This is a genomic window from Vibrio sp. 10N.247.310.98 (assembly GCF_041467395.1).
Lineage (GTDB): Bacteria > Pseudomonadota > Gammaproteobacteria > Enterobacterales > Vibrionaceae > Vibrio > Vibrio crassostreae_C.
The window spans coordinates 126,559-148,403 of the sequence record NZ_JBFSUL010000007.1 but is presented as its reverse complement, the minus strand read 5'-3'; the positions used below and the strand labels follow the sequence as shown (position 1 = coordinate 148,403).

Sequence of the window (21,845 nt, the reverse complement as noted above, 5' to 3'; positions counted from 1 at the left end):
TACTTCTTCTTGAAGATAAAAGCGGCTTTCCCCGGAAAGCCGCGATGAACCTTTTATTTTACGTGCTAACAGCCGTTTTTCTGACCGATAAACAATTTAAGCAGATAGATAAAACAAACAATCAGAAAAATAAATAGAGAAGCAAATTGGTACGTAGATAGATAGGTAAACACTAACGTTCAATGTGAAATGCTAACACTTCCTTGTGTCATTCTATCGCTGATAAGAAATCCCCCTCCCACCAGCAATAAGCTACTTGCAGTAAATACCATGCAGTAGGTTAATCATCGCTTTTACTTCTTCACTACTCAATGTGTAATACACAGTTTGAGCTTCTTTGCGAGTTTCGACCAAACCATCTCTTCTCAACCAAGCAAGATGTTGAGATAAAGCAGACTGACTCAGTTCCAACTTGCCACACAACTCCCCAACCGACAGTTCAGTGCCATGTAATAGGCACAAAATCTGTAAGCGACGCTCGTTAGCCATGGCTTTGAGTAGAATCACAGCTTGTGCTGAGTTCTTCTCCATCTCTTTTAAGTTCATAGTTTGGCTCCCTACAACCTTTACGCCAACTACGGGCTATCAGTATTTCCGGCATATTGCGGAGTTATGATAATCGATATCAATTCATTAACAAACTATCTCACTCGAACAATTTGCTAAAATCTGCGTCACATACGTTTTTTACTGCTGGATGTTGGATCATCCTCTCAGCAAATATGACGTAGTACTCCTCTTTTAACTCTTCAATACCGCCTAATAGTTGCAGTGATGTGTCGTCTTCCACTTCAGACATATAAAGCGTCGGTGCTAAAAATATTACGTCATGATGGTAACGAGCAAAAGCCTTCATCAATGCGGCATCATCAAACTCACCTAAAATATCTGGCTTAAGCCCTTGTCTATCAAACCATTGCAGCACTTTACGACCCATTGAGGTTCGGCTGCCAGGGATCAAAAGCTTTCTTTGCTCCAATACAGCAGGGAAATTAACCCCTTCAACCTGACCTGAACTAAAAAAGCTCATTCCACTCTCACCCAGCTTTTTACTGAACAGGCCCGGGCTTTGACTAGAGTCCACCGGACAGTCAGACAAAATCATATCGAGCTTATGTTGAGAGAGTTGCTCAAGTAGCATTTCATGGGTCGATTCAAAACAGCGCAAGTGAATGCTGTTATCTGGAGGGATGGTCGACATCAGTATCTTACTGACGAGTCTTTTAGAGAGCGCATCCGCGACGCCAACATCAAACAGAATATTGGAGTGCTGGCTGTAATTCACGATGTCCAGCATCTCGTAACTCAGGCCAAACATACGATCGGCATATTTAAAGACCAGTTGCCCAAGCTCTGTAGGCTCAACACTTCGGCCATTACGCTTGGTCAACTTGCCATCCATGCGTTCTTCTAAGGCTTTTATCTGCCCCGTTACCGTTTGTGGTGTTAGGAATAGGGCTTCTGCAGCTTTAGTAACAGAGCCTTGCTTGCAAACCATCCAGAAGTAATACAGATGGTTGTAGTTGAGATGCGACATAGATTTGCCGTAATAAAAGAGTAGATACCCTTTTATATCAAATATGACACCGCCACTCAACAAACTCGGAAAAACCTAACCAAACATAGATTTACCACTTATTTTTTCGAAGTGTATGATTTCATAATGTAATATTTCATCGATTATTTTCAATTTTTTTCTAACTTTTAAGATCTATATCACCTATAGAATTTCCATTAAAAAACAATTAAAAACAACAACTTAAAACAACCACATTAGCAATTGGAATATTTAAAGAGTAAATCATCACAAAAAAGTCGCACCTAAACCAAAATGTAATATTACTGAAATATTTCCCCTCTAACATCACGCTCAGATTAAACAAACAGACCAAACACAGACTTAAACGGTCCAATGGAGAAAACATTATGAACCAAGCTACTACTGCAGCAGCGCCTATCTCGAGCACTACTCGTTGGCTACGCTGGGCTAACTTGGCATTCATGCTTTACCTACTATTACTTTCAGTTTCAATGGTTGGTACAGGCTTCAAATGGGCAACAGGCGAGCAAGCAAAGGTTCTTTTCGAATTTGCTTCACACCCAGTTGCAGGCTTAATGATTGGTTTAGTAGCAACAGCGCTTATTCAATCATCAAGTACAGTTACTTCAATTATCGTTGGCCTTGTGGCAGGTGGTTTACCTGTTGAGCTAGCAATTCCTATGATCATGGGTGCTAACATTGGTACTACGGTAACCAATACGCTAGTTAGCCTTGGTCACGTTCGTTGTAAAGAAGAGTTCAAACGTGCATTCGCAAGTGCGACAATCCACGACTTCTTTAACCTATTAGCCGTTGCTATCTTCCTACCACTAGAGATGGCGTTTGGAATTCTAGAGAAAATTTCTCACTGGTTAGTATCACCGATGCTAGCAACAGGTGATATGAGCATGGGTGGTCTTAACTTCATCAAGCCAATCACTAAGCCTGTTGTAAGTGCGATTAAAGAACCACTATCAACGTTTGGCGACACTGTTGGCGGCATCATGCTTATCGCTCTAGGTATCGCAACTATCTTCGTAGCTATTACTGTAATGGGTAAGCTGATGAAGAGCCTAATGGTTGGTCGTGCTCGTGAGATTCTAAAGAACGCAATCGGTCGTGGTCCAATCCACGGTATCGCTTCTGGCTCTATCGTGACTATCCTTGTTCAGTCTTCTTCTACGACAACAAGCTTGATGGTTCCACTAGTAGGTTCAGGTGTTCTTAAAGTACGTGACGTTTACCCATTCACTCTGGGTGCAAACATCGGTACATGTATTACGGCTCTACTTGCAGCTACAGCAGTGTCTGGTGAGTTCGCAGTATTCGCACTACAAATTGCTCTAGTACACTTGGTGTTCAACATCATGTCAACGGTATTCATCTTCGGTATCCCGTTCCTACGTGAACTTCCAGTTAAAGCGGCAGACATGATTTCAGACATGGCTGTGAAGAACAAAGCTGTAGTGGCTGGTTACCTTGTTGCGGTATTCCTTGTACTGCCTGGTAGCGTGTTAGCTCTTACCGCTTAATAGCAAAATAAACATCGCTTATAGCAAAGCCCGCTACCTCCTAGGTTGCGGGCTTTTTCTTTTTAAGAGCAGATACGGGATTCGTGTAAGCGAGTATCGAAGAGAAAGAGCCAATGCGCGTTGAGAGTATACGAGTAACATAAAGCATCACACAGCATATGATTTCTCTGCTCTTCGAATCTCGATTACTCGTCACTGTAACTTAGATACAAAAAAGGCTGCACAGAGGCAGCCTTTCAATCAAACAAAGCGAGTGAGATTAAACCGAGAATGGGTACTTAATCGCTTCGTGGCATTCGTAACCTTCAACCCAGAAGTCATCCATCGTTACCCATGTTTCCAAATCTTCTAGAGACTTAATCTGAGGATTGATATGGAATGTTGGGCCAGCTAACGGCTCACGCTTTAACTGGATATCACGCATAGGTGCAAGTTGATCTTCGTAAATATGAGCATTTACTAGCTTATGGTAAGCCACGCCAGCTTTCTTACCCGTGATTTGCGCCATGATAGCTAGGAAGACATACACTTGAACCATGTTGAAGTTCAGGCCTAGCGGTACATCGCAAGAGCGCTGAGTGCTGTTTAGGTACAGAGTATCACCAAGTAGTGAGAAGTGATGGCTGTACATACACGGACGCAAACATCCCATGTGGAACTCACCTGGGTTGTAGAAGTTTAAGATCTCGCCGCGGTCATCAATACCGTTAGTTAGATCATCAACAATCTTCTTCAGTTGGTCGATATGACCGCCGTCAGGTTTTGCCCATGCACGTCCTTGAACGCCATAAACACGGCCCATGTCATCTTCACCCTTGCGGTAAGGGTTATTCAGCCATGCTTCATTCAGGTTAGAATTCGCATCCCAAGTTTTAGTCCCTAGCTTACGAAAATCTTCAGCATTGTCGTAACCACGGATATAGCCAAGCAGCTCAGCAACTGCGGCTTTCCAAAAACTCTTACGCGTTGTTACCAGTGGGAATTGGTTATTACCAACATCATATTCAAGGTCAGCATTGATCACGGTTAAGCAACGCTTGCCCGTGCGTTCATTTTCAATCCAAGTACCGTCATCAACGATACGCTGACAGAGATCTAAATACTGTTTCACACCAATTCCTTACTTCGTTTGTTGTGGTAATTCGTCTTTGTAGTGACCACGCTTGTATGCCCACACCATCATCAGCACACCGATGATAACCATTGGCAGTGACAAAATTTGTCCCATAGAGATAAATCCACCGAACAAACCTAGGTGAGCATCAGGTTCACGTACGTATTCTACTAAGAAGCGGAATGTACCATATCCAGCTAGGAATAACCCTGATACAGAACCAAGAGGACGCGGCTTTTTGATAAACCAGTTCAAGATGAAGAACAGCACGATACCTTCAAGCGCCATCTCGTAAAGTTGAGATGGGTGACGAGGAAGTGGACCACCGTTAGGGAACACAATCGCCCATGGCACATCAGTCACACGGCCCCAAAGCTCGCTGTTCATGAAGTTACCTAGACGGCCCATACCTAAACCAAATGGGACGAGTGGTGCAATCATGTCTGCCACGCCAAAGAAGGTGCGACCATTCTTTTTCGCATACCAGAACATTGCGGTGATAACACCCAGCAAGCCACCGTGGAAAGACATACCGCCAGTCCATACCTTAAATAGGTACAGTGGGTCTGCTAGGAAAAGGTCAAAGTTGTAGAAAAGTACGTAGCCAATACGACCACCCAACACCACACCTAGAAAGCCAGCAAACAGTAAGTCTGATACTTGCTCTCGAGTCCAACCACTACCCGGTTGATCAGCTCGGCGATTTGCTAACCAAAGAGCAAACATAAAACCGACAAGGTACATTAGGCCGTACCAACGAACTGAGATTGGTCCTAGTTCAATAAGAACAGGATCGATATTTGGGAACTCGATAAAACCCTGAGACATACTTGGCTCTCTATCTAAATTGATTAACGGTTAGCTCAATGACTAACAGAAAAGACACTACAGCAGCATTGTGGCTGCTATAAACATTAAAAATACCGCAAAGAATTTCTTCAGCACAGGGGTTGGCAATTGAGTGGCCAGTTTCGCACCCACTCGAGTGGTCAAAACTGAGGTACAAGATATCGCGATCAAAGCCGGTAGATAAACATAACCCAAGCTATACGCAGGAAGAGCATCGACAGAAGATCCATGCCAAATGAAACCTAGCATTCCCGAAATCGCGATAACACAACCGCATACCGAAGATGAGCCGACGGCTTTACGCATTTCCACACCGTGATGGTTAAGGAAAGGTACCGATAAAGACCCACCGCCAATGCCCGCTAAGCTTGATACCAAACCAATCCCGCCGCCACACAACACGGTTTTAGCTGAACCCGGCATCGATTTTTGGCTCTTGGAGCGAATCGACAATAGCATTTGCAACGCCAACACCAAAACAATCACACCAAAGACTTTTGGTAAGTATTGAGCTGGAATTACATCGGCCACGAAAGAGCCGAGGAAGCCACCTATCACCACACCTGGCATCAACCATTTAACGACAAACATCTCTACGTTACCCAACTTTAGATGGTTAATCGCAGACGATCCCGACGTAACGATGATGGTTGATAGCGAAGTAGCCAATGCCATTTGCATCGCAAACTCTTGGGGGATACCCGCTTTAGGAAGCAAAAACAGTAAGGCAGGAACAACCAGCAAACCACCACCAATGCCTAGCAAGCCTGCTAAAACACCAACAATAGCACCAAGGCCCGCTAACAAGCCTATCAGTTCATATGACACGTTAAATCCTATTTTTTACCTGCTCGAATGAAGCCTGTAAATTCACGCTCTTCGAAATAGTTCAGCATCATACTATAGATGTCACTACCATACGGTTTTGAAAGTGCCTTATTTGCCAAATCCTGTAATTCAGCCAAGTTCGATTGACGAATCAAATATTTGGTTCTTGCGACATTCGAGGTATTCATACTTAACGTCTCATACCCCAATCCAATCAATAGCAGCGCGCCCATCGGGTCACCGGCTAACTCGCCACAAATACAAACAGGTAATTGATATTGCTTACAAGTATCATGAATTTGTTTTAATGCCATGATCACCGCAGGGTGCATTGATTCATAGACATCGGATACTCGTGAATTGTTCCGATCAACCGCTAATAAATATTGGGTTAAGTCGTTGGTACCGACTGAAACAAAGTCGACCTTATGCGCAATCAGCGGCAGTATGTACAGCATGGATGGCACTTCAATCATGATACCAACGCGAGGCATACGCACTCGGTTATCAAGCTCATGCACTTCATCATACGCTTGTTCAATCAACTGTAGCGCGTCATCCAACTCCTGTGCACCAGAGATCATCGGCAGCAAAATACTCAAGTTATGGCTTTCACAGCTCGCACGTAGCATGGCACGTAACTGAATAATAAAGATGTCAGGATGATCGAGCGTAAACCGAATACCACGCCAACCAAGGAATGGATTGTCCTCTTCGATAGGAAAATACGGTAAGGCCTTATCACCACCGATATCGAGTGTACGCATCACCACTTGTTTCTCTGGGTAGCTTGCCAGTACAGAACGATACTGCTTGAATTGTTCATCCTCTGACGGGAATCTTTGCTGCAACAAGAAAGAAATTTCAGTTCGATACAGCCCTACGCCATCAACGCCTTGGTTGATAGCGATGTTAGTGTCTGCACTTAAACCCGCATTAAGCAGAATCTCGACTTGCTTGTTGTCTTGCGTTTTTGCCGGTAGGTACAGCTCGCGATTGACCATAGAGGAGAGCTCACTCTCTTCTAGAATCAGCCCTCGATACTCTTTGAGCAGGCTTTTAGTCGGCTCAATAAAGATCTCACCGCTATACCCATCAACAATCGCTCGCTTGCCATTAGCTTGAGCTAGGTTGAGGTTTACCCCCATGACGGAAGGTATGCCAAGCGCTCGAGATAAAATCGCTGCGTGCGAGTTCGCCGCCCCTTCCAAGGAAATCACCGCTAAGAGCTTTTCTTTGGGAATAGACGCTAATACCGAAGCGGTTAACTCACGAACCACTAGGATAATCGGCTTATCTAACGTGCGAAGTTCATGTTCAGAGTTGTGGAGGAAATAGAGCAGCCTTTGTCCGAGCTCTCGGATGTCTTGTGCTCTCTCACGAAGATACACGTCCGACATACGAGCAAAGCGATTAGAATAACTCTCTACAACCTGTCTTAGTGCCCAATCGGCTTTATCGCCTTTCTGGATTTGGCTTTTTAGATCCTTACGCAGCATAGGATCGTTGAGTAAGTGAGTAAACAGGTCAAAGATCGCCAACGCATCTTTATTGATTTCGCTATCTAAGCGCTTTCGCATGCGCTTAAAGTCATTGAGGGCGTTTTCAACCGCTACCGCCAACAACTCATGCTCTCTCTCTATATTGAGCGTCGAAGCAGGATAAACATCGGTGAGTTCAGGCTGAGTGTTGTCCCACCATAAGTCACCAATCGCCACGCCCGATGAAGCTGCAATACCTTTAGTAGCCGGTAGCTTCTGTTGCTCTAACAGCCAATGGCCTTGAGTTTGGGCGTGCGCCACAATAACGGCAAGTTGTGCAGAGAGCGTGACAAGGAAGGATTCTTCCATCTCACTAAATAAACGTGGGGTCTTCTGTTGAATGACCAATACACCGAGCACTTGCTTGCGGTGGATAATCGGAGTACCGAGAAAAGAGTGATAGACGTTTTCTCCAAGCTCTGGAAAAAACTTATAAGCAGGGTGAGCAGACGCTTGTGCAAGGTTGATAGGTTCAGCACTTCTTTTAACAAGGCCAACCAGACCTTCGTCAAAACCAATGTGAATGCTATTGCCTTTGAAGATCAGGCCTTGAGTTGCCATCAACTCAAGGCGCTGCATATCATTATTTGCCAAATACACGGTGCAACATTCCGTCTGCATCGCACTGCATGTCTCTTTAACCAAAATATCAAGAGCCGTCGACACATCTTCAACTCTTGATACGTGTTCAACTATTTCCCTTAGTTGACTGAGCATGCTTAACCTCTACGCAATTTGCGCTTTCCTTTTATTTTTCGCTCTTTAAACGGCATTGCTAAAGATGCGAACTCTTTCATCGCTCGACGGTAAACATCTCGCTTGAAAGAAACAACTTGTCGAACTGGGTACCAGTAACTCACCCAACGCCAACCATCAAACTCAGGTGTACTTCCACGCTGCATATTGATATGCGATTCATCGCAATCTAAGCGCAAAAGGAACCACTTCTGTTTTTGTCCAATACAGACAGGTTTAGAATCCCACCGAACCAGTCGTTTGGGTAGCTTGTAGCGTAACCAATGACGACTTGTCGCGACGATCTTTACATCCTTTTTAGTAAGGCCAACCTCTTCATACAACTCGCGGTACATTGCCTGTTCCGGAGTCTCACCTTCATCTATTCCCCCTTGAGGGAATTGCCATGAATGTTGCCCGTATCGTTTAGCCCAGAAGACCTGACCATGGTTGTTACAGATTACAATACCAACATTTAATCGGTAACCATCGCCATCTATCACTGGCCAACCTCTATCTAAATTTTTAATTACTCTGATTTTTCCACATATCCCCAATCGGAGCAAACTTAGTGACGTGATAAGCGCTATATTTATGAATAATAACTAGGAATATGGATAAGTTTTGCTCAAATTCTAGTTACCCACACAATAGTGAGACATAGACCACATTTATTCACCTTTTCTGTGAATAACTATGTGAAGAATTACCCGCAATCGTTTTTTTTAATCCATAGATTCATCAACACCAAAAACAACAAATCAGTCAAAATAATTTTATTATTATATAAATCAGTAAATTAAAATAACATTCTAGTTTTAAAAAACATTAGAAATGTAAAAGATCTTTCAGAAACCTGACATGGTTAAAGATCAACCACTCCGATGTTTATCCACACTACTAAGTGAAAGATTCATTTTGAACCCCATTTGGCAAGCATTTTATCCACCATAAACCCCTGTTTATTTATCCACTAAATTAATATTTCAATTAATTACCTTTATGTCCTGTGGATAACCCTGAGTTTGATCCCTTTTCTCGCAAGGAGATCATTTCTTAACCAGTCGTCATATGGTGATAACTTCTGATAAAATCATTTTTTTGATCATGCCTTTTATTATGAAACCAGAACCACAAACACAACAAGAGCTGTTAGAGCGCGCGTATGCCATCGCCGGAATGACCTTTAAAGAGCTCGCTGACGAAGCTGAGATGGTGATGCCAAACGACCTTAAGCGTGATAAAGGCTGGGTTGGGCAGCTATTGGAATGGCACTTGGGTGCACCTGCAGGCAGTAAGCCAGAACAAGATTTTGCCAAGCTCGGTATCGAGCTAAAAAGCATTCCGATTAGCTACTCTGGCAAGCCACTCGAAACCACCTTTGTGTGTGTTGCTCCTTTGATGGGTGTGCAAGGCATAACTTGGGAAACCAGCCACGTTCGAAACAAGCTGTCTAAGGTGTTGTGGATCCCTGTCGAGGGAGAAAGAGAGATCCCGCTAGCAGAGAGGCATGTAGGATCCCCATTATTATGGACACCTAGCCAAGCTGAAGACGAACTCTTGAAGCGAGATTGGGAAGAACTGATGGAGTTGATCGTTTTAGGCAATGTTGAACAGATAACAGCAAGACACGGTGAAGCACTGCATTTACGTCCGAAGGCTGCTAACAGTCGTGTGTTAACGGAAGCTTACGGTGCAAGCGGAAAACCTATCAAAACTAAACCACGTGGTTTCTATCTGCGAACTCAATTCACCCATAAATTACTGACAACACATTACGCATAGATCGTTTAATCGAGCCTCGATAGCCAAAACTATCAGTGCGTTAAAAAACAGTCTGGAATTAGAATCAATATCTCGCTACCAACGCCTCTTAATGAGGTTTGAGCGCCAGTTCAATATCACAGTAGCTTTGGCTTGGCTCATTACCAAACTCATCATAGGCGTTGTGTAAGCGAAGATACGCCTTTTCAAAGCCGAGCCGGAGTAACTCCTCTTTCACTTGATCCAAGGATCCAAAGTGAAGCGGCTCGCCGTCTTGCTTTACCGGTTCTAGCTTATGTTTGTACTCCACCGCCAATAGATATTCTGATATATCAGAACAGCCAATAACGTACACTTTGGGTGTTTGATAAGAGTCTTTGTGCTCTCCATGTAACCACATGTCTAACTGATGCTTTTGCATAACCGGCCTCCCTTACTCTCTATAGCTTAGTAGAACTCTATTTCTTTACTAGATAACGACTTAAAAAAGCACAGATCTCGGCTTAAAAAAGCAAAAAAGAGAAGCAAGCGCTTCTCTTTTTTGGCCAGTTCTAGTTCAAAAGTTTGCACTTTCGACGCCATAACTATCACTGTTAATTATCTTAGGGGTTGAAAGGTGCTATCAACCCCGCAGATTACGTCGGTATTCGCGCACTTAAGACACGACGAAGGTGACGTACTCGACGTTCAATCGTGACGACTTCTGGTTCAGAAAAACCAATCGGTCGACCGTCAGCTTCAAGACCAATATCTCTTAATAAGTGAGTATTGTTCCATGGCAGCTCATATGAACTACGACGAACTTTTCGTTGCCATTCACGCTCTTCACGACGAAGATCGGCACGGATAAGGACTGTTGCTAATTTTAAATATACTGAGTGACGCATAATAACTCTCCAGTTGTTGAATCAACTGAGGAAAAATAGCGTGTTAGATAGTATGAGGGCTTCTCACTTAGCTGCTATTTTTCCGCAGCCAAATAAGGGTACGGATCTATTAGTTAGGTTTATCTTGAGTGTTTCGATCGGCCATGGCTGATGTGTGTGACATATCAGTCACCATGTCAGTACATGGATCAAACGACGCGCAAATATGCTGTATAAAATCGAAATGTTTCATTTGCGCCTCCAAGCTAACTAAAAAATCCAAAAAGAAATGAGATAATAAAAGCAAATAAGTCTTTGTTAAACCATTGCTTTCACGGTTAAAGTCTAACCAAGTGAGTATATTATTCAACCGATAATTGATTAACAATTTCAAAACAAATGATTCACCCAAAATATCAGTTGCATATCACTTTATATATAACATATTCACTATGATTATATAAAATCACAGAACATCTCTCTTAAAGGCCGAGCCTCCAATAGCTCAATCTATCAATCTGTCAGCTGTCAGCTGCCAACAAAAAGTTGTAGCAATGGATATAAAAAAACCACGCATCATGCGTGGCTCTTAGATTTACACTAACTGGATAGAATCAATGAATAGAGAGCTCTAAACAACGCCTTCAGAAATCAGGCTATGTTTATTCAGCAATCGGTACATGGTTGCACGCGAAACTCCAAGCTCCTTAGCGGCCAACGATACTTGACCACCATAAGATTCCAGAACAATCAGCAACGCATCTCGCTCTGAACGCTCACGGATACTTTTGAGACTGCGGCGCTCATCATTCTGTTTTGGTAAATCCAGTTGTTGATCGTCAATGATCACCGCATCCGACATCAGCACGACACGCTTAATTTGATTCATCAGCTCACGCACATTACCCGGCCAGTGATAACGATTCATCGAGCGGATAGCATCGTCTGAAAAGCTCTTCGCTTGAGCATTGAACTCTTTTGAATACTCGCGTAGAAAATGATTAGCCAGTACTGAAATATCACTCACTCGCTCTTTCAAGCTCGGAACGTGAATACGCAGAACATTAATGTAATGATAAAGCTCTTCATTGAAGTCGCCCTCGATCAATGCCTTTTCGATATCAGAAGAGTTCGCGGCCAGAATACGCACATCGACAGGCTTAGGACCATCCGCAGTTTCAATTTTACCTTCTTGTAAGAAACGCAGCAGGTTCAACTGCTGATTACGTGGCATCGCCAATACATCATTGAGTAAGATGGTTCCGCCGTCGGCTTCTTCCAACAGACAAGGTGCTGCAGCGGGCTGTGCAGAGATACCAAATACCTCGGCCTCTATTCTCATTTCAGATAAGGCACGACAATTGACCGTTAAAAATGGCTTTTGCGCTCGCGAAGAGTTTTGATGAATTGAGCGTGCAACCGTCTCTTTTCCTGATCCACTCTCTCCGTAAATCAGGATACTGACATCAGTCGGCCCAATGCGCTTTACTTGGTCTCTCAAACGCTTCACAGCCACAGAGTCGCCAAGCAAACCCATATTGTTGTTGATGCCGTAGTTTGGCCATACTTTCTGCTCAAGCTTGAGCATACCCAATTGGTGACCAATGGTACTCAATAACTGGGCATCTGGGATTGGCGCCGTGAAAAAGTCGATACAGAAGTTCACGATAAATTGGCAAATGGTATCAGAGCTCAATTGCGATTCACGAATAAAGGCGAGCCATCTTACTTGCTTGTTGTTGCTCACGAGATTAGCGATACCGTTAAGGCTAAACTCATCATGACTAAGATCCACAATGCCAATGCATGGGCCAATGTCAGCAATCAAGGCATCGGCTTTTCGTAAATCTGCACACTGGGTACATTGCCAACCCACTTGCTCTAACACTGATAACCAGGGTTCGTACGCACCACCAACGACGATAAGAGAACCTGGTAAGGAATCCATCTTAAATTGAGTTCCCATCCTTCTTCCTTATTCTATTTTTATTTAAATCAAGCTAATACGAGTCACTGCTTCATCGTTCGACAAAATGCCACGAGATCGTATTCAGCGCAGGACGTATAGTAGTGAGACTATCTTAGATTTTATGTCTCAATAGTAAGACTATGTCAGAAATAATGGTTTTTCGAATCAAGAGTGCGGTACAGGCTAGGTTTTGCAGCCTAAAAACAGAAAAAGCCACCCGAAGGTGGCTTTTTTAATTAGATGGGCTGTTACATCCCATAAGCGAGTATTACGCTTGTGGACGCATTGCCGGGAACAAGATCACGTCACGGATTGTGTGCGTATTTGTAAATAGCATCGCTAGACGATCAATACCAATACCTTGACCCGCTGTTGGCGGTAAGCCGTGCTCTAGTGCAGTAATGTAGTCTGCATCGTAGTACATCGCTTCGTCATCACCCGCGTCTTTTGCGTTAACTTGCGCTTTAAAACGCTCATCTTGGTCTTGTGCATCGTTAAGCTCAGAGAAACCATTCGCTACTTCACGGCCACCGATGAAGAACTCAAAGCGGTCAGTGAAGAATGGGTTGCTGTCGCTACGACGAGCCAGTGGAGAGATGTCCGCTGGGTAACCCGTGATGAATGTTGGTTGAATTAGCTGAGGCTCAGCCGTTTCACCAAAGATCTCTTCAAGAAGCTGACCACAAGTCCAGAATTTCTCAACGTACAGACCTACTTCTTCTGCAATTTTAACCATCAATTCTCTGTTCTGAAGATCATCTTCAGTCAGAGCTTGAATGTTTGCATTTTCAGGTGTGTAGTGTTTGATTGCATCGAACATGCTCATGCGAGCGTAAGTGCCACCGAACTCAACCGTTTCGTCACCGTAAGGCATAGAAGTAGAACCAAGAACGTCCATCGCTGCTGTGCTTAGCATCTCTTCAGTTAGATCCATTAGATCTTTGTAGTCAGAGTACGCTTGGTAGAATTCCATCATTGTGAATTCTGGGTTGTGACGTGGAGATAGACCTTCGTTACGGAAGTTACGGTTGATCTCAAATACACGGTCAAAACCACCAACCACTAGACGCTTAAGGTAAAGCTCAGGTGCAACACGTAGGTACATGTCGATGTCTAATGCGTTGTGATGAGTGATGAATGGACGTGCTGTAGCACCGCCTGGGATCACGTGCATCATTGGCGTTTCAACTTCTAGGTAGCCTTTTGAGCTCATGAAGTTACGGATTGAAGACACAAGCTTAGAACGCACAATGAATGTGTTACGAGAGTCTTCGTTCACGATTAGGTCAACGTAACGCTGACGGTAACGCATCTCTTGGTCAGTTAGACCGTGGAACTTCTCTGGTAGAGGACGAAGTGCTTTAGTTAGCAGTTCAAACTCTTCCATGTTCACGTAAAGGTCACCTTTACCAGATTTGTGAAGCGCACCTTTAACACCGATGATGTCACCGATATCTAGGCCTTGGTACTTCTCTTTCAGTACTTTTTGTACGTCTTTCGCTGCGTATGCTTGGATACGACCAGAAGTTTCTTGAATCGCAAGGAATGGACCACGCTTCGCCATAACACGACCAGCGATCGCAACGATGTGGTTAAGCTCTTCTAGCTCTTCCTTAGTCTTCTCACCGAATTCCGCTTGAAGATCGCCAGCTAGGTGCTCGCGACGGAAATCATTTGGGTGACCGTTCGCTTTGCAGTTCAAGCGGATGTGATCCAGCTTGCTACGGCGTTCAGCGATTAGTTTGTTCTCTTCAGGTGAAGAAGCTTCTTGTGCGTTTTCGTTTTGAACAGCATCAGTCATTAGAGATGTACCTTGCTTTTATAATTTGGACAGCTATATTTTTGAAAATATAGGCATTTTTACCAATATTATTGGTAAAGCTTAATAGTTGGTAAAGCTTACAGACCTGATTTCAGGCTAGCTTCAATAAACTTGTCTAAGTCACCGTCAAGAACCGCTTGAGTATTGCGATTTTCGATGCCGGTGCGCAAATCTTTGATACGAGAATCATCCAGTACGTAAGAGCGGATTTGACTGCCCCAACCGATGTCTGATTTCGTTTCTTCGCTCGCTTGTTTTTCAGCATTTTGTTTTTGAATCTCAAGTTCAAAAAGCTTAGCACGTAGCTGCTTCATCGCTTGGTCTTTGTTCTTATGCTGCGAACGGTCATTCTGACATTGAACCACGGTGTTAGTCGGAACGTGAGTAATACGTACCGCTGATTCCGTGGTGTTTACGTGCTGACCACCAGCGCCAGAGGCACGGTATACGTCAATACGTAGGTCAGAAGGATTAATGTCGATCGTAATGTTGTCATCAATCTCAGGATAGATAAACGCAGATGCAAATGAAGTATGACGACGACCACTTGAATCAAATGGTGACTTACGAACTAGACGGTGAACACCAGTCTCTGTGCGTAACCAACCGTAAGCATACTCACCAGAAATACGTACCGTTGCGCCTTTAAGGCCAGCAACATCACCATCCGACACTTCGATAACTTCAGTCTTGAAGCCTTTCGAATCTGCCCAACGTAAGTACATGCGCAACATCATTGAAGTCCAGTCTTGAGCTTCTGTACCGCCCGAACCTGACTGTAAATCGATGTAGCAATCTGATGCATCGTGATCACCAGAGAACATACGACGGAATTCCAGCTTCTCTAGCTTAGCTTCAAGCTCGGCCAGTTCTGGTTCAATTTCATCGAACGTTTCTTGATCTTCTTCTTCAACCGCAAGCTCTAATAGGCCATCAACATCCTCAACACCTTGGTCAAGTTGGTCGATCGTTTCTACTACCGCTTCCAATGCAGAACGTTCTTTACCTAGCGCTTGAGCACGCTCAGGTTCGTTCCATACATCCGGTTGTTCTAATTCTGCGTTTACTTCTTCTAGACGCTCTTTCTTAGCGTCATAGTCAAAGATACCCCCTCAGGATATTTGTGCGCTCAGACACATCCTGCAGACGGTTTTTTATAGGATTGATTTCAAACATTTTAGCTCATCATTTATGAGTAGAATTTAACCGAAGAATTGTACTCAAAAGTGTGACGGAGATACAGAATTTTTTAGAGTGGTGAACCAAGATTCAACAACTTAATGGGATATAAAATTGACAGGCATAAAAAACACGTAAATTTTGTAAGGGCAGGAAGGAAAACAAGCCCTGTTTTTGAACAGAGCTTGTTGAATTTGGCACTATATGATGAGCATTATTGAGCCCAAAATCACTATTTGGCTTCGATATGATCAATCATCAGCTGCAACGATTGGTTGCCGCGAAATTCGTTGATATCGAGCTTAAATGCAAGATGAACGGTTTTTACTGATGCATCAGGCCAGCGACGTAGGTCGACGTTAAAGGCAATACCGTCAATCATCACATTGGTTGGGTGGCCTTTGTAGAGCGGCTCAAGCATCAGCTTAAGGTGCTTTTCACCCACCAGCTTTTGGTGCAGCACTTTAAACTCACCATCGAAGATTGGCTCAGGGAAAGCTTGTCCCCACGGGCCACCTGAACGCAGCGTTTCAGCGGTGTGCATCGAGAACTCTTCTGGTAACAGCTCACCATCAGACAAGATAATGCCCTTCAGTGCTGTTTCTCCAAGTTCATTCTTCACCACATCATTGAACAGCTTGCTGAAGCGTTCAAAGTCCTTTTCCATGATGGTTAAACCAGCCGCCATTGCGTGGCCACCAAATTTAAGAATCAAGCCAGGGTTTTGAGTATCAATTCGGTCCAATGCATCACGCATGTGCAGACCCGGAATTGAACGACATGAACCTTTGATACTGCCTTCGCCGCCATCTGCAAACGCAATCACTGGGCGGTGGTATTTGTCTTTGATACGCGAAGCCAAAATACCAATCACACCTTGGTGCCAATCACGTTGGAATAGTGCCAAGCCAGAAGGTAGGTCGTCTTTACCAAATTCAAGGCGCTCACAAAAAGCCATCGCTTCTTGCTTCATACCCTCTTCGATCTCTTTACGTGTTTGGTTCAAGCCATCTAACTCACTCGCCATTCGACGAGCCGCATGGATGTTGTTACTCATTAGCAGCTCAACACCAAAAGACATGTCGTCTAATCGACCAGCTGCATTGATACGAGGACCAAGAGCAAAGCCAAAGTCAGACGCCACCAAACGCTTAGCGTCTCGCTTAGCAATTTCGATCAAGGCTTGAATGCCCGGACGAGCTTTACCCGCACGAATACGTTGCAAACCTTGATGAACTAAAATTCGGTTGTTTTCATCGAGTGGAACCACGTCGGCAACCGTACCCAGCGCCACAAGGTCAATCAGTTCCATCAACTTAGGTTCTGTCATGCCGCGCTCTGCAAACCAACCCAATTTACGCATGTGAACACACAATGCCATCATCAGGTAAAAAGCGACACCAACCCCCGCTAGGGCTTTCGAAGGAAAAGCACAACTTTCAAGGTTTGGGTTAACCATAGCATCGACCATTGGCAGTTCATTGCCCGGCAAGTGATGATCGGTAACCAGAACCTCTAGCCCTTTCTCTTTAGCAAAGCGAACACCTTCAATTGAAGATACACCGTTGTCGACCGTCATGATCACTTCAGCACCAAGCTCGATTGCCTGTTCAACAACCTCAGGGCTCAAGCCATAACCATCTTCAAAACGGTTTGGTACCAGATAGTCGACGTTAGAGCTGCCGAGCATACGTAACGCTAAAACAGACAGCGCCGAGCTGGTCGCGCCATCGGCATCAAAGTCACCAACAATGATGATGCGTTTTTGCTGCTGAATAGCTTTGAACAACAGCTCAACCGCAGCATCAATGCCGCCCAGTTTTTGATAAGAGTGCAAGCCTTTCGCTGCTGTCTCTAGTTGGTCGGCACTGTCGATTCCACGACTCACATAAATGCGCTTTAACAAGTCAGGTAAGTGAGCAGGTAAGACTGAAATGTCGACCTCAGGACGGCGTTGGATCTCTATCATATAAAAATGGGCCCGATATCAATCAGGCCACTCCTTAAATCAAAAACATGGGGGATAAATTGGCAATACAGAAAACGAGATTATTGCTCTAAACGTTGAAGAAGTTGTGCTGGCGGTAAGTAACCACTCACCAACTCACCACTTGCTAGCACGATAGCCGGTGTGCCATTGATGCCAAGCTCACGACCCAGTTGGTATTGTTTAGCAATGATCTGCTTTTGCTCTGCTAGGTCTTTACCAGACGCTGGCATTTGACGGTTTACTTTAGCGTCATGCATCGCTGTTTTTGGATCATCTGAAGCCCAGATTGCTGCCATTTGATCGGCAACTTGCCCTGTCGCACCTTGGCGTGGGTAAGCCATGTAACGAACGGTAATACCCAGATCGTTGTAGCCCTGCATTTGGCTGTGCAGACGAACACAGTAGCCACACGTAATGTCAGTAAATACCGTCACAACATACTTTTCGTTATCGGCTTTGTATTCAATAACCGTATCCGACATCGCCGCGACTTTTTCAGCATTCAGCGGAGCTTGACGCTCAGCCAAAACATCACTGAACTTACCGTTTTCATCTAAAGAGTAAAGTGTACCGGCTAGAAAGTGATCGCCCTCTGGAGAAGAAAATATAATGCCGCTGTTGGTTTGAACTTCTAACAAACCATCGATATCCGAAGGAACAATCTTATCGACCTTAATACCGATTTTTTCAAAACGCTTAGTTAACGCAGCTGTATCAATAGCTTGAGCTGGAGCAGCTTCTACGGCTGTTGATGTTGTTTCTACTTTCGCTTCTGATGCATTACATGCAGTAATCATAAGAGGAAGCGCTAGTAGAGGAAGACGGCGTAATACGCTCATTAAGTTCACCTTAAAAATAAATGGATTTAAGCACGTGGGTGATGCTGCGCATGAATTTGCTTGAGCCTTTCAGTCGCCACGTGAGTATAAATTTGGGTTGTCGATAAGTCACTATGCCCAAGTAACATCTGTACGACCCTGAGATCTGCGCCATAGTTCAGTAAATGCGTCGCAAAAGCGTGTCTCAATACGTGTGGTGACAACAATTCTGTGTCGATACCAGCGACGACCGAGTAGTGCTTAATACGATACCAGAACGTCTGACGGGTCATTTGCTTGGCGCGTTTACTCGGAAAAACCACATCAGAACTGTTTTCGCCAAGTAGATGTGGACGACCCTGTTCAATAAAAGTCTCTATCCAATCCACCGCATTTTCGCCCATTGGTACTAAGCGCTCTTTGCCACCCTTACCAATAACACGCACCACGCCCTGTCTTAGGCTGATGTTTTCCATCGTCAAGCTAACCAGTTCTGTCACACGCAAACCGGTTGCATAGAGTAACTCAAGCATCGCCTTATCGCGAAGCTCAATCGGATCGTTCGGATCTGGCGCATCGAGCAAAGCATCAACCTGTTCTTCGCTCAAATCTTTCGGCAAGCGTTGCGGCAGCTTCGGGCTGATCAACAAGGCACTTGGATCATCGCCTCTGATTTTCTCGCGGTGCAAATATTGGAACAAGCGACGAATCGCCGACAACATACGGGCACGAGAGGTCTGCTTAAAATCGGCGTCGGCTAACCAGCCTTGATAATCCTGTAAACCTGAAAGGCTAATGAAGTCGAGGCGGTAATTGTTCTTTTCCATCCACGCTAATAACTTGGACAAATCGGTACGGTACGAGACAAGCGTATTCTCCGATAATCCTCGCTCCATCCACATAGCATCTAAAAACTGCTCAACGAGACCGTGGTCTGCGCTCTGCCCTTGAGGCGACTGCATAGTGTTACTCACAATATTGGAAACTGTTTTGAGAGTATGCCAGAGCAAATATGAATGCCATAAAAATTACGACTTGAGCGGATAATCGCTGCAATCGAAGTCGATTTATGGTTAGAATTCGCCATCTGAAATTAAAATCGAACGTTTGCTATGAAAATTGGATTATTTTACGGCTCAACCACCTGCTACACAGAAATGGCAGCAGAGAAAATTCGCGGCATTATTGGTGAAGACCTAGTTGATATCCATAACGTGAAAGAAAGCCCTCTTTCATTGATGGCGGACTACGACCTTTTATTGCTGGGCATCTCGACTTGGGACTTCGGTGAAATCCAAGAAGATTGGAATGAACTGTGGGAAGACATCGCAACCACGCCTATGAAAGGCAAGGTTGTGGCTCTGTTTGGTTTGGGTGACCAAGAAGGCTACGGCGAATGGTTCCTAGATGCGATGGGTCTATTGCATGATGAACTGAAAACCGCGGGTGCAGAGTTTGTTGGCTTCTGGCCAAACGATGACAGCTACGAGTTCGAAGCGTCTAAAGCGTTAACCGAAGACAAATCTCAATTCGTTGGTTTGGCGCTTGATGAAGATTCACAATACGAGCTAAGCGACGACCGTATCGCAAGCTGGGTTGAGCAAGTACTGGTTGAGTACAGCGAAAAGCTATAACCAAACAGAAGTACTCCCGGCTAAGTAGCTAACCAAGTAACTAGCTGGATATAAAAAGACCACAGAATACAAAAAGGCCTCATTACTGCGAAGTAATGAGGCCTTTTCTATTTCATCTCGAAGGACAATCTAATCTCAACGGAAGATTAAACAGTCTCTTCAGCCATCTCTTGTTCTGTTGACTTGCCAACAAAGAACATACAGATGATTGCAGCCGTTGTTGGAAGCAACCAACCCATACCGATCTCAAACAGTGGCAGCATCTTAAGTGCAGACACGTCTACACCCGCTACTTTAGCGCCATCAATAAGAGCAAACAGCAGTGACACTAATACCACTACGCGGTAAGCCGCTTTTGGATTAGGGAAACGGCTACGTAAGAATGTCAGAGCAACCAACGCGATAGCGACTGGGTACAGTGCAAACAGTACTGGAACAGACAGAGAAATCAGTTGAGAAAGACCAACGTTCGCAACGGTTGCACAAGCTACACCATTGATGATTACCCAAGTCTTGTAAGACAGAGGCGTTAGCGAGCTGAAGTAATCAGAACATGCTGACACAAGGCCAATCGCCGTAGTTAGACATGCTAATAGTACGATCACAGAAAGCACTAGCTGACCAGAAGGACCAAACAACGATTGAACGTATAGGCTTAAAATAGCACCGCCATTGTCTGCACCAGCTGCGACTGTTGCACTTGTTGCGCCTAGGAAAAATAGAGAGATGTAAACAAACGCCAGACCCGCTGCGGCAATACAACCCGCGCTAATTAGGTACTTAGTCGTCGCTGCACGGTCAGTAATGCCCTTGCTACGAATCGCATCAACAATCAGCATACCAAACATCAAAGAAGCAAAAGTATCCATGGTGTTGTAGCCTTCAAGGAAACCTTTGGTTAGTGGTTGAGTGATGTACTCACCGTGAGCCGCAAGAATATCGCCTTGAGGGTTAACGAATACAGCAATCGCCAGCACAACCAAACCAACGAACAGTGCAGGTGTTAGCACCTTACCAATGACGTCAATAAGCTTACCTTGCGACCATGAGAAGAACATCGCTACTGCAAAAAATGCAATCGAAAAGAGAGTTAGGTGAGCTTGAGAGGCATCGATGAAGAACGGTTTCACCGCCATCTCATAGGCAACAAGGCCAGTACGCGGTGCAGCAAATGCAGGACCGATAATGATAAAGATCAGTACAGCCATGATGGTTGCTGCTTTCTTAGGAAGATCTTTAGTTAAGTGACCCCAAGAGCCACCAGCCACTGCGACCGCGACGATAGTGATTAACGGCAGACCAACGGCAGTCAGCAGAAAACCAGACATCGCTGGAAGGAAGTGATCACCGGCTAATTGGCCAGCTAGAGGTGGGAAGATGATGTTACCCGCACCCAAGAAAAACGCAAAAAGCATAAAGCCCAATGCCATTATATCTGTTAGTTTTAGACTCTGTTTCACAGATAATCCTTAATTATATTTATGAATTTATGTTGTGCTTACATGAATGTTACAGCTCAAAGCTGTCAATCAATCTATAAAATAGTCGCGCATAATGACGAAACAACTGGCTAGCTGCAAGTCACCACACAAAAACACCATATAAATTTGCATATGAGAACAAAAAGCAGTGGATTCCACTAGCTATAGAAAAATAGCCACAAT

20 protein-coding genes are annotated in these 21,845 nt (G+C 44.4%); 3 read left to right on the top strand and 17 right to left on the bottom strand.

From position 1 onward, the window contains the following. Positions 1–252: 252 nt before the first annotated feature. Complete coding sequence (locus AB6E78_RS05245; protein WP_004735028.1) at positions 253–546, bottom strand: metalloregulator ArsR/SmtB family transcription factor; 294 nt, start codon at positions 544–546, stop codon at positions 253–255. A 100-nt stretch (positions 547–646) separates the two neighbouring features. Next, positions 647–1,537 carry a transcriptional activator NhaR gene (nhaR, locus tag AB6E78_RS05240; RefSeq protein ID WP_017070067.1) on the bottom strand — a complete coding sequence of 297 codons (891 nt, stop codon included), beginning with the start codon at positions 1,535–1,537 and terminating at the stop codon, positions 647–649. 389 nt (positions 1,538–1,926) lie between these two features. Here nhaR and AB6E78_RS05235 point away from each other — a divergent pair, with 389 nt between their 5' ends. Then, positions 1,927–3,072, top strand: coding sequence for a Na/Pi symporter (locus tag AB6E78_RS05235; RefSeq protein WP_017059340.1), 1,146 nt, complete (start codon positions 1,927–1,929; stop codon positions 3,070–3,072). A 259-nt stretch (positions 3,073–3,331) separates the two neighbouring features. Here the strand turns inward: AB6E78_RS05235 and AB6E78_RS05230 are convergent, their stop codons facing one another. From AB6E78_RS05230 to rppH, 5 genes are read right to left on the bottom strand one after another with little or no spacing between them, the layout of a single operon-like run. After that, positions 3,332–4,183, bottom strand: coding sequence for a thymidylate synthase (locus AB6E78_RS05230; protein WP_017059339.1), 852 nt, complete (start codon positions 4,181–4,183; stop codon positions 3,332–3,334). A gap of 9 nt (positions 4,184–4,192) precedes the next feature. Next, the gene (gene lgt, locus AB6E78_RS05225; RefSeq protein ID WP_017059338.1) at positions 4,193–5,014 is read right to left on the bottom strand and encodes a prolipoprotein diacylglyceryl transferase; all 822 of its coding nucleotides are present in this window, start codon (positions 5,012–5,014) and stop codon (positions 4,193–4,195) included. A 57-nt stretch (positions 5,015–5,071) separates the two neighbouring features. Next, positions 5,072–5,863: a sulfite exporter TauE/SafE family protein gene (locus tag AB6E78_RS05220; RefSeq protein ID WP_372112594.1), complete on the bottom strand. Its 792-nt coding sequence runs from the start codon at positions 5,861–5,863 to the stop codon at positions 5,072–5,074. An 8-nt stretch (positions 5,864–5,871) separates the two neighbouring features. Further along, complete coding sequence (gene ptsP, locus AB6E78_RS05215) at positions 5,872–8,121, bottom strand: phosphoenolpyruvate--protein phosphotransferase (protein WP_017059336.1); 2,250 nt, start codon at positions 8,119–8,121, stop codon at positions 5,872–5,874. A 2-nt stretch (positions 8,122–8,123) separates the two neighbouring features. Continuing rightward, positions 8,124–8,642 carry an RNA pyrophosphohydrolase gene (gene rppH / locus AB6E78_RS05210; RefSeq protein WP_017059335.1) on the bottom strand — a complete coding sequence of 173 codons (519 nt, stop codon included), beginning with the start codon at positions 8,640–8,642 and terminating at the stop codon, positions 8,124–8,126. A gap of 616 nt (positions 8,643–9,258) precedes the next feature. On the opposite strand from rppH, the gene mutH reads away from it, so the two are divergent. After that, positions 9,259–9,924, top strand: a complete 666-nt coding sequence (gene mutH, locus AB6E78_RS05205; RefSeq protein WP_032546406.1) for a DNA mismatch repair endonuclease MutH — start codon at positions 9,259–9,261, stop codon at positions 9,922–9,924. A gap of 88 nt (positions 9,925–10,012) precedes the next feature. On the opposite strand, the gene AB6E78_RS05200 is transcribed toward mutH, so the two are convergent. The 9 genes from AB6E78_RS05200 to xerD form a co-directional block, all read right to left on the bottom strand. Further along, complete coding sequence (locus AB6E78_RS05200; RefSeq protein ID WP_004735016.1) at positions 10,013–10,324, bottom strand: DUF6482 family protein; 312 nt, start codon at positions 10,322–10,324, stop codon at positions 10,013–10,015. A 214-nt stretch (positions 10,325–10,538) separates the two neighbouring features. Beyond that, positions 10,539–10,790: a hypothetical protein gene (locus AB6E78_RS05195; protein WP_017059332.1), complete on the bottom strand. Its 252-nt coding sequence runs from the start codon at positions 10,788–10,790 to the stop codon at positions 10,539–10,541. 109 nt (positions 10,791–10,899) lie between these two features. Further along, positions 10,900–11,022 carry a hypothetical protein gene (locus AB6E78_RS05190; protein WP_258954150.1) on the bottom strand — a complete coding sequence of 41 codons (123 nt, stop codon included), beginning with the start codon at positions 11,020–11,022 and terminating at the stop codon, positions 10,900–10,902. Between the two features lie 378 nt (positions 11,023–11,400). Continuing rightward, positions 11,401–12,735, bottom strand: a complete 1,335-nt coding sequence (gene vpsR / locus AB6E78_RS05185; RefSeq protein WP_102453244.1) for a cyclic-di-GMP-binding transcriptional regulator VpsR — start codon at positions 12,733–12,735, stop codon at positions 11,401–11,403. A 271-nt stretch (positions 12,736–13,006) separates the two neighbouring features. Then, a complete protein-coding gene (lysS, locus tag AB6E78_RS05180) occupies positions 13,007–14,539 on the bottom strand; it encodes a lysine--tRNA ligase (RefSeq protein ID WP_004735013.1) in 1,533 nt (510 codons plus the stop codon). A 98-nt stretch (positions 14,540–14,637) separates the two neighbouring features. Continuing rightward, positions 14,638–15,736, bottom strand: a protein-coding gene (prfB, locus tag AB6E78_RS05175; RefSeq protein WP_100208942.1) for a peptide chain release factor 2 whose coding sequence is annotated in 2 segments (ribosomal slippage) — positions 14,638–15,660 and positions 15,662–15,736 — 1,098 coding nt in all. Because the reading frame shifts where the segments join, the coding sequence is not laid out codon by codon here. A 235-nt stretch (positions 15,737–15,971) separates the two neighbouring features. Beyond that, on the bottom strand, positions 15,972–17,708 hold the full coding sequence (recJ, locus tag AB6E78_RS05170; RefSeq protein ID WP_017059329.1) for a single-stranded-DNA-specific exonuclease RecJ: 1,737 nt from the start codon (positions 17,706–17,708) through the stop codon (positions 15,972–15,974). Positions 17,709–17,788: 80 nt separating this feature from the next. Then, on the bottom strand, positions 17,789–18,568 hold the full coding sequence (locus AB6E78_RS05165; protein ID WP_017062874.1) for a thioredoxin fold domain-containing protein: 780 nt from the start codon (positions 18,566–18,568) through the stop codon (positions 17,789–17,791). Between the two features lie 26 nt (positions 18,569–18,594). Continuing rightward, complete coding sequence (xerD, locus tag AB6E78_RS05160; protein ID WP_017059327.1) at positions 18,595–19,509, bottom strand: site-specific tyrosine recombinase XerD; 915 nt, start codon at positions 19,507–19,509, stop codon at positions 18,595–18,597. A gap of 150 nt (positions 19,510–19,659) precedes the next feature. Here xerD and fldB point away from each other — a divergent pair, with 150 nt between their 5' ends. Then, positions 19,660–20,181: a flavodoxin FldB gene (gene fldB, locus AB6E78_RS05155; protein WP_017062875.1), complete on the top strand. Its 522-nt coding sequence runs from the start codon at positions 19,660–19,662 to the stop codon at positions 20,179–20,181. A gap of 146 nt (positions 20,182–20,327) precedes the next feature. Here fldB and brnQ read toward each other — a convergent pair whose 3' ends face one another. Further along, the gene (brnQ, locus tag AB6E78_RS05150) at positions 20,328–21,641 is read right to left on the bottom strand and encodes a branched-chain amino acid transport system II carrier protein (protein ID WP_017059325.1); all 1,314 of its coding nucleotides are present in this window, start codon (positions 21,639–21,641) and stop codon (positions 20,328–20,330) included. Positions 21,642–21,845: the final 204 nt, after the last annotated feature.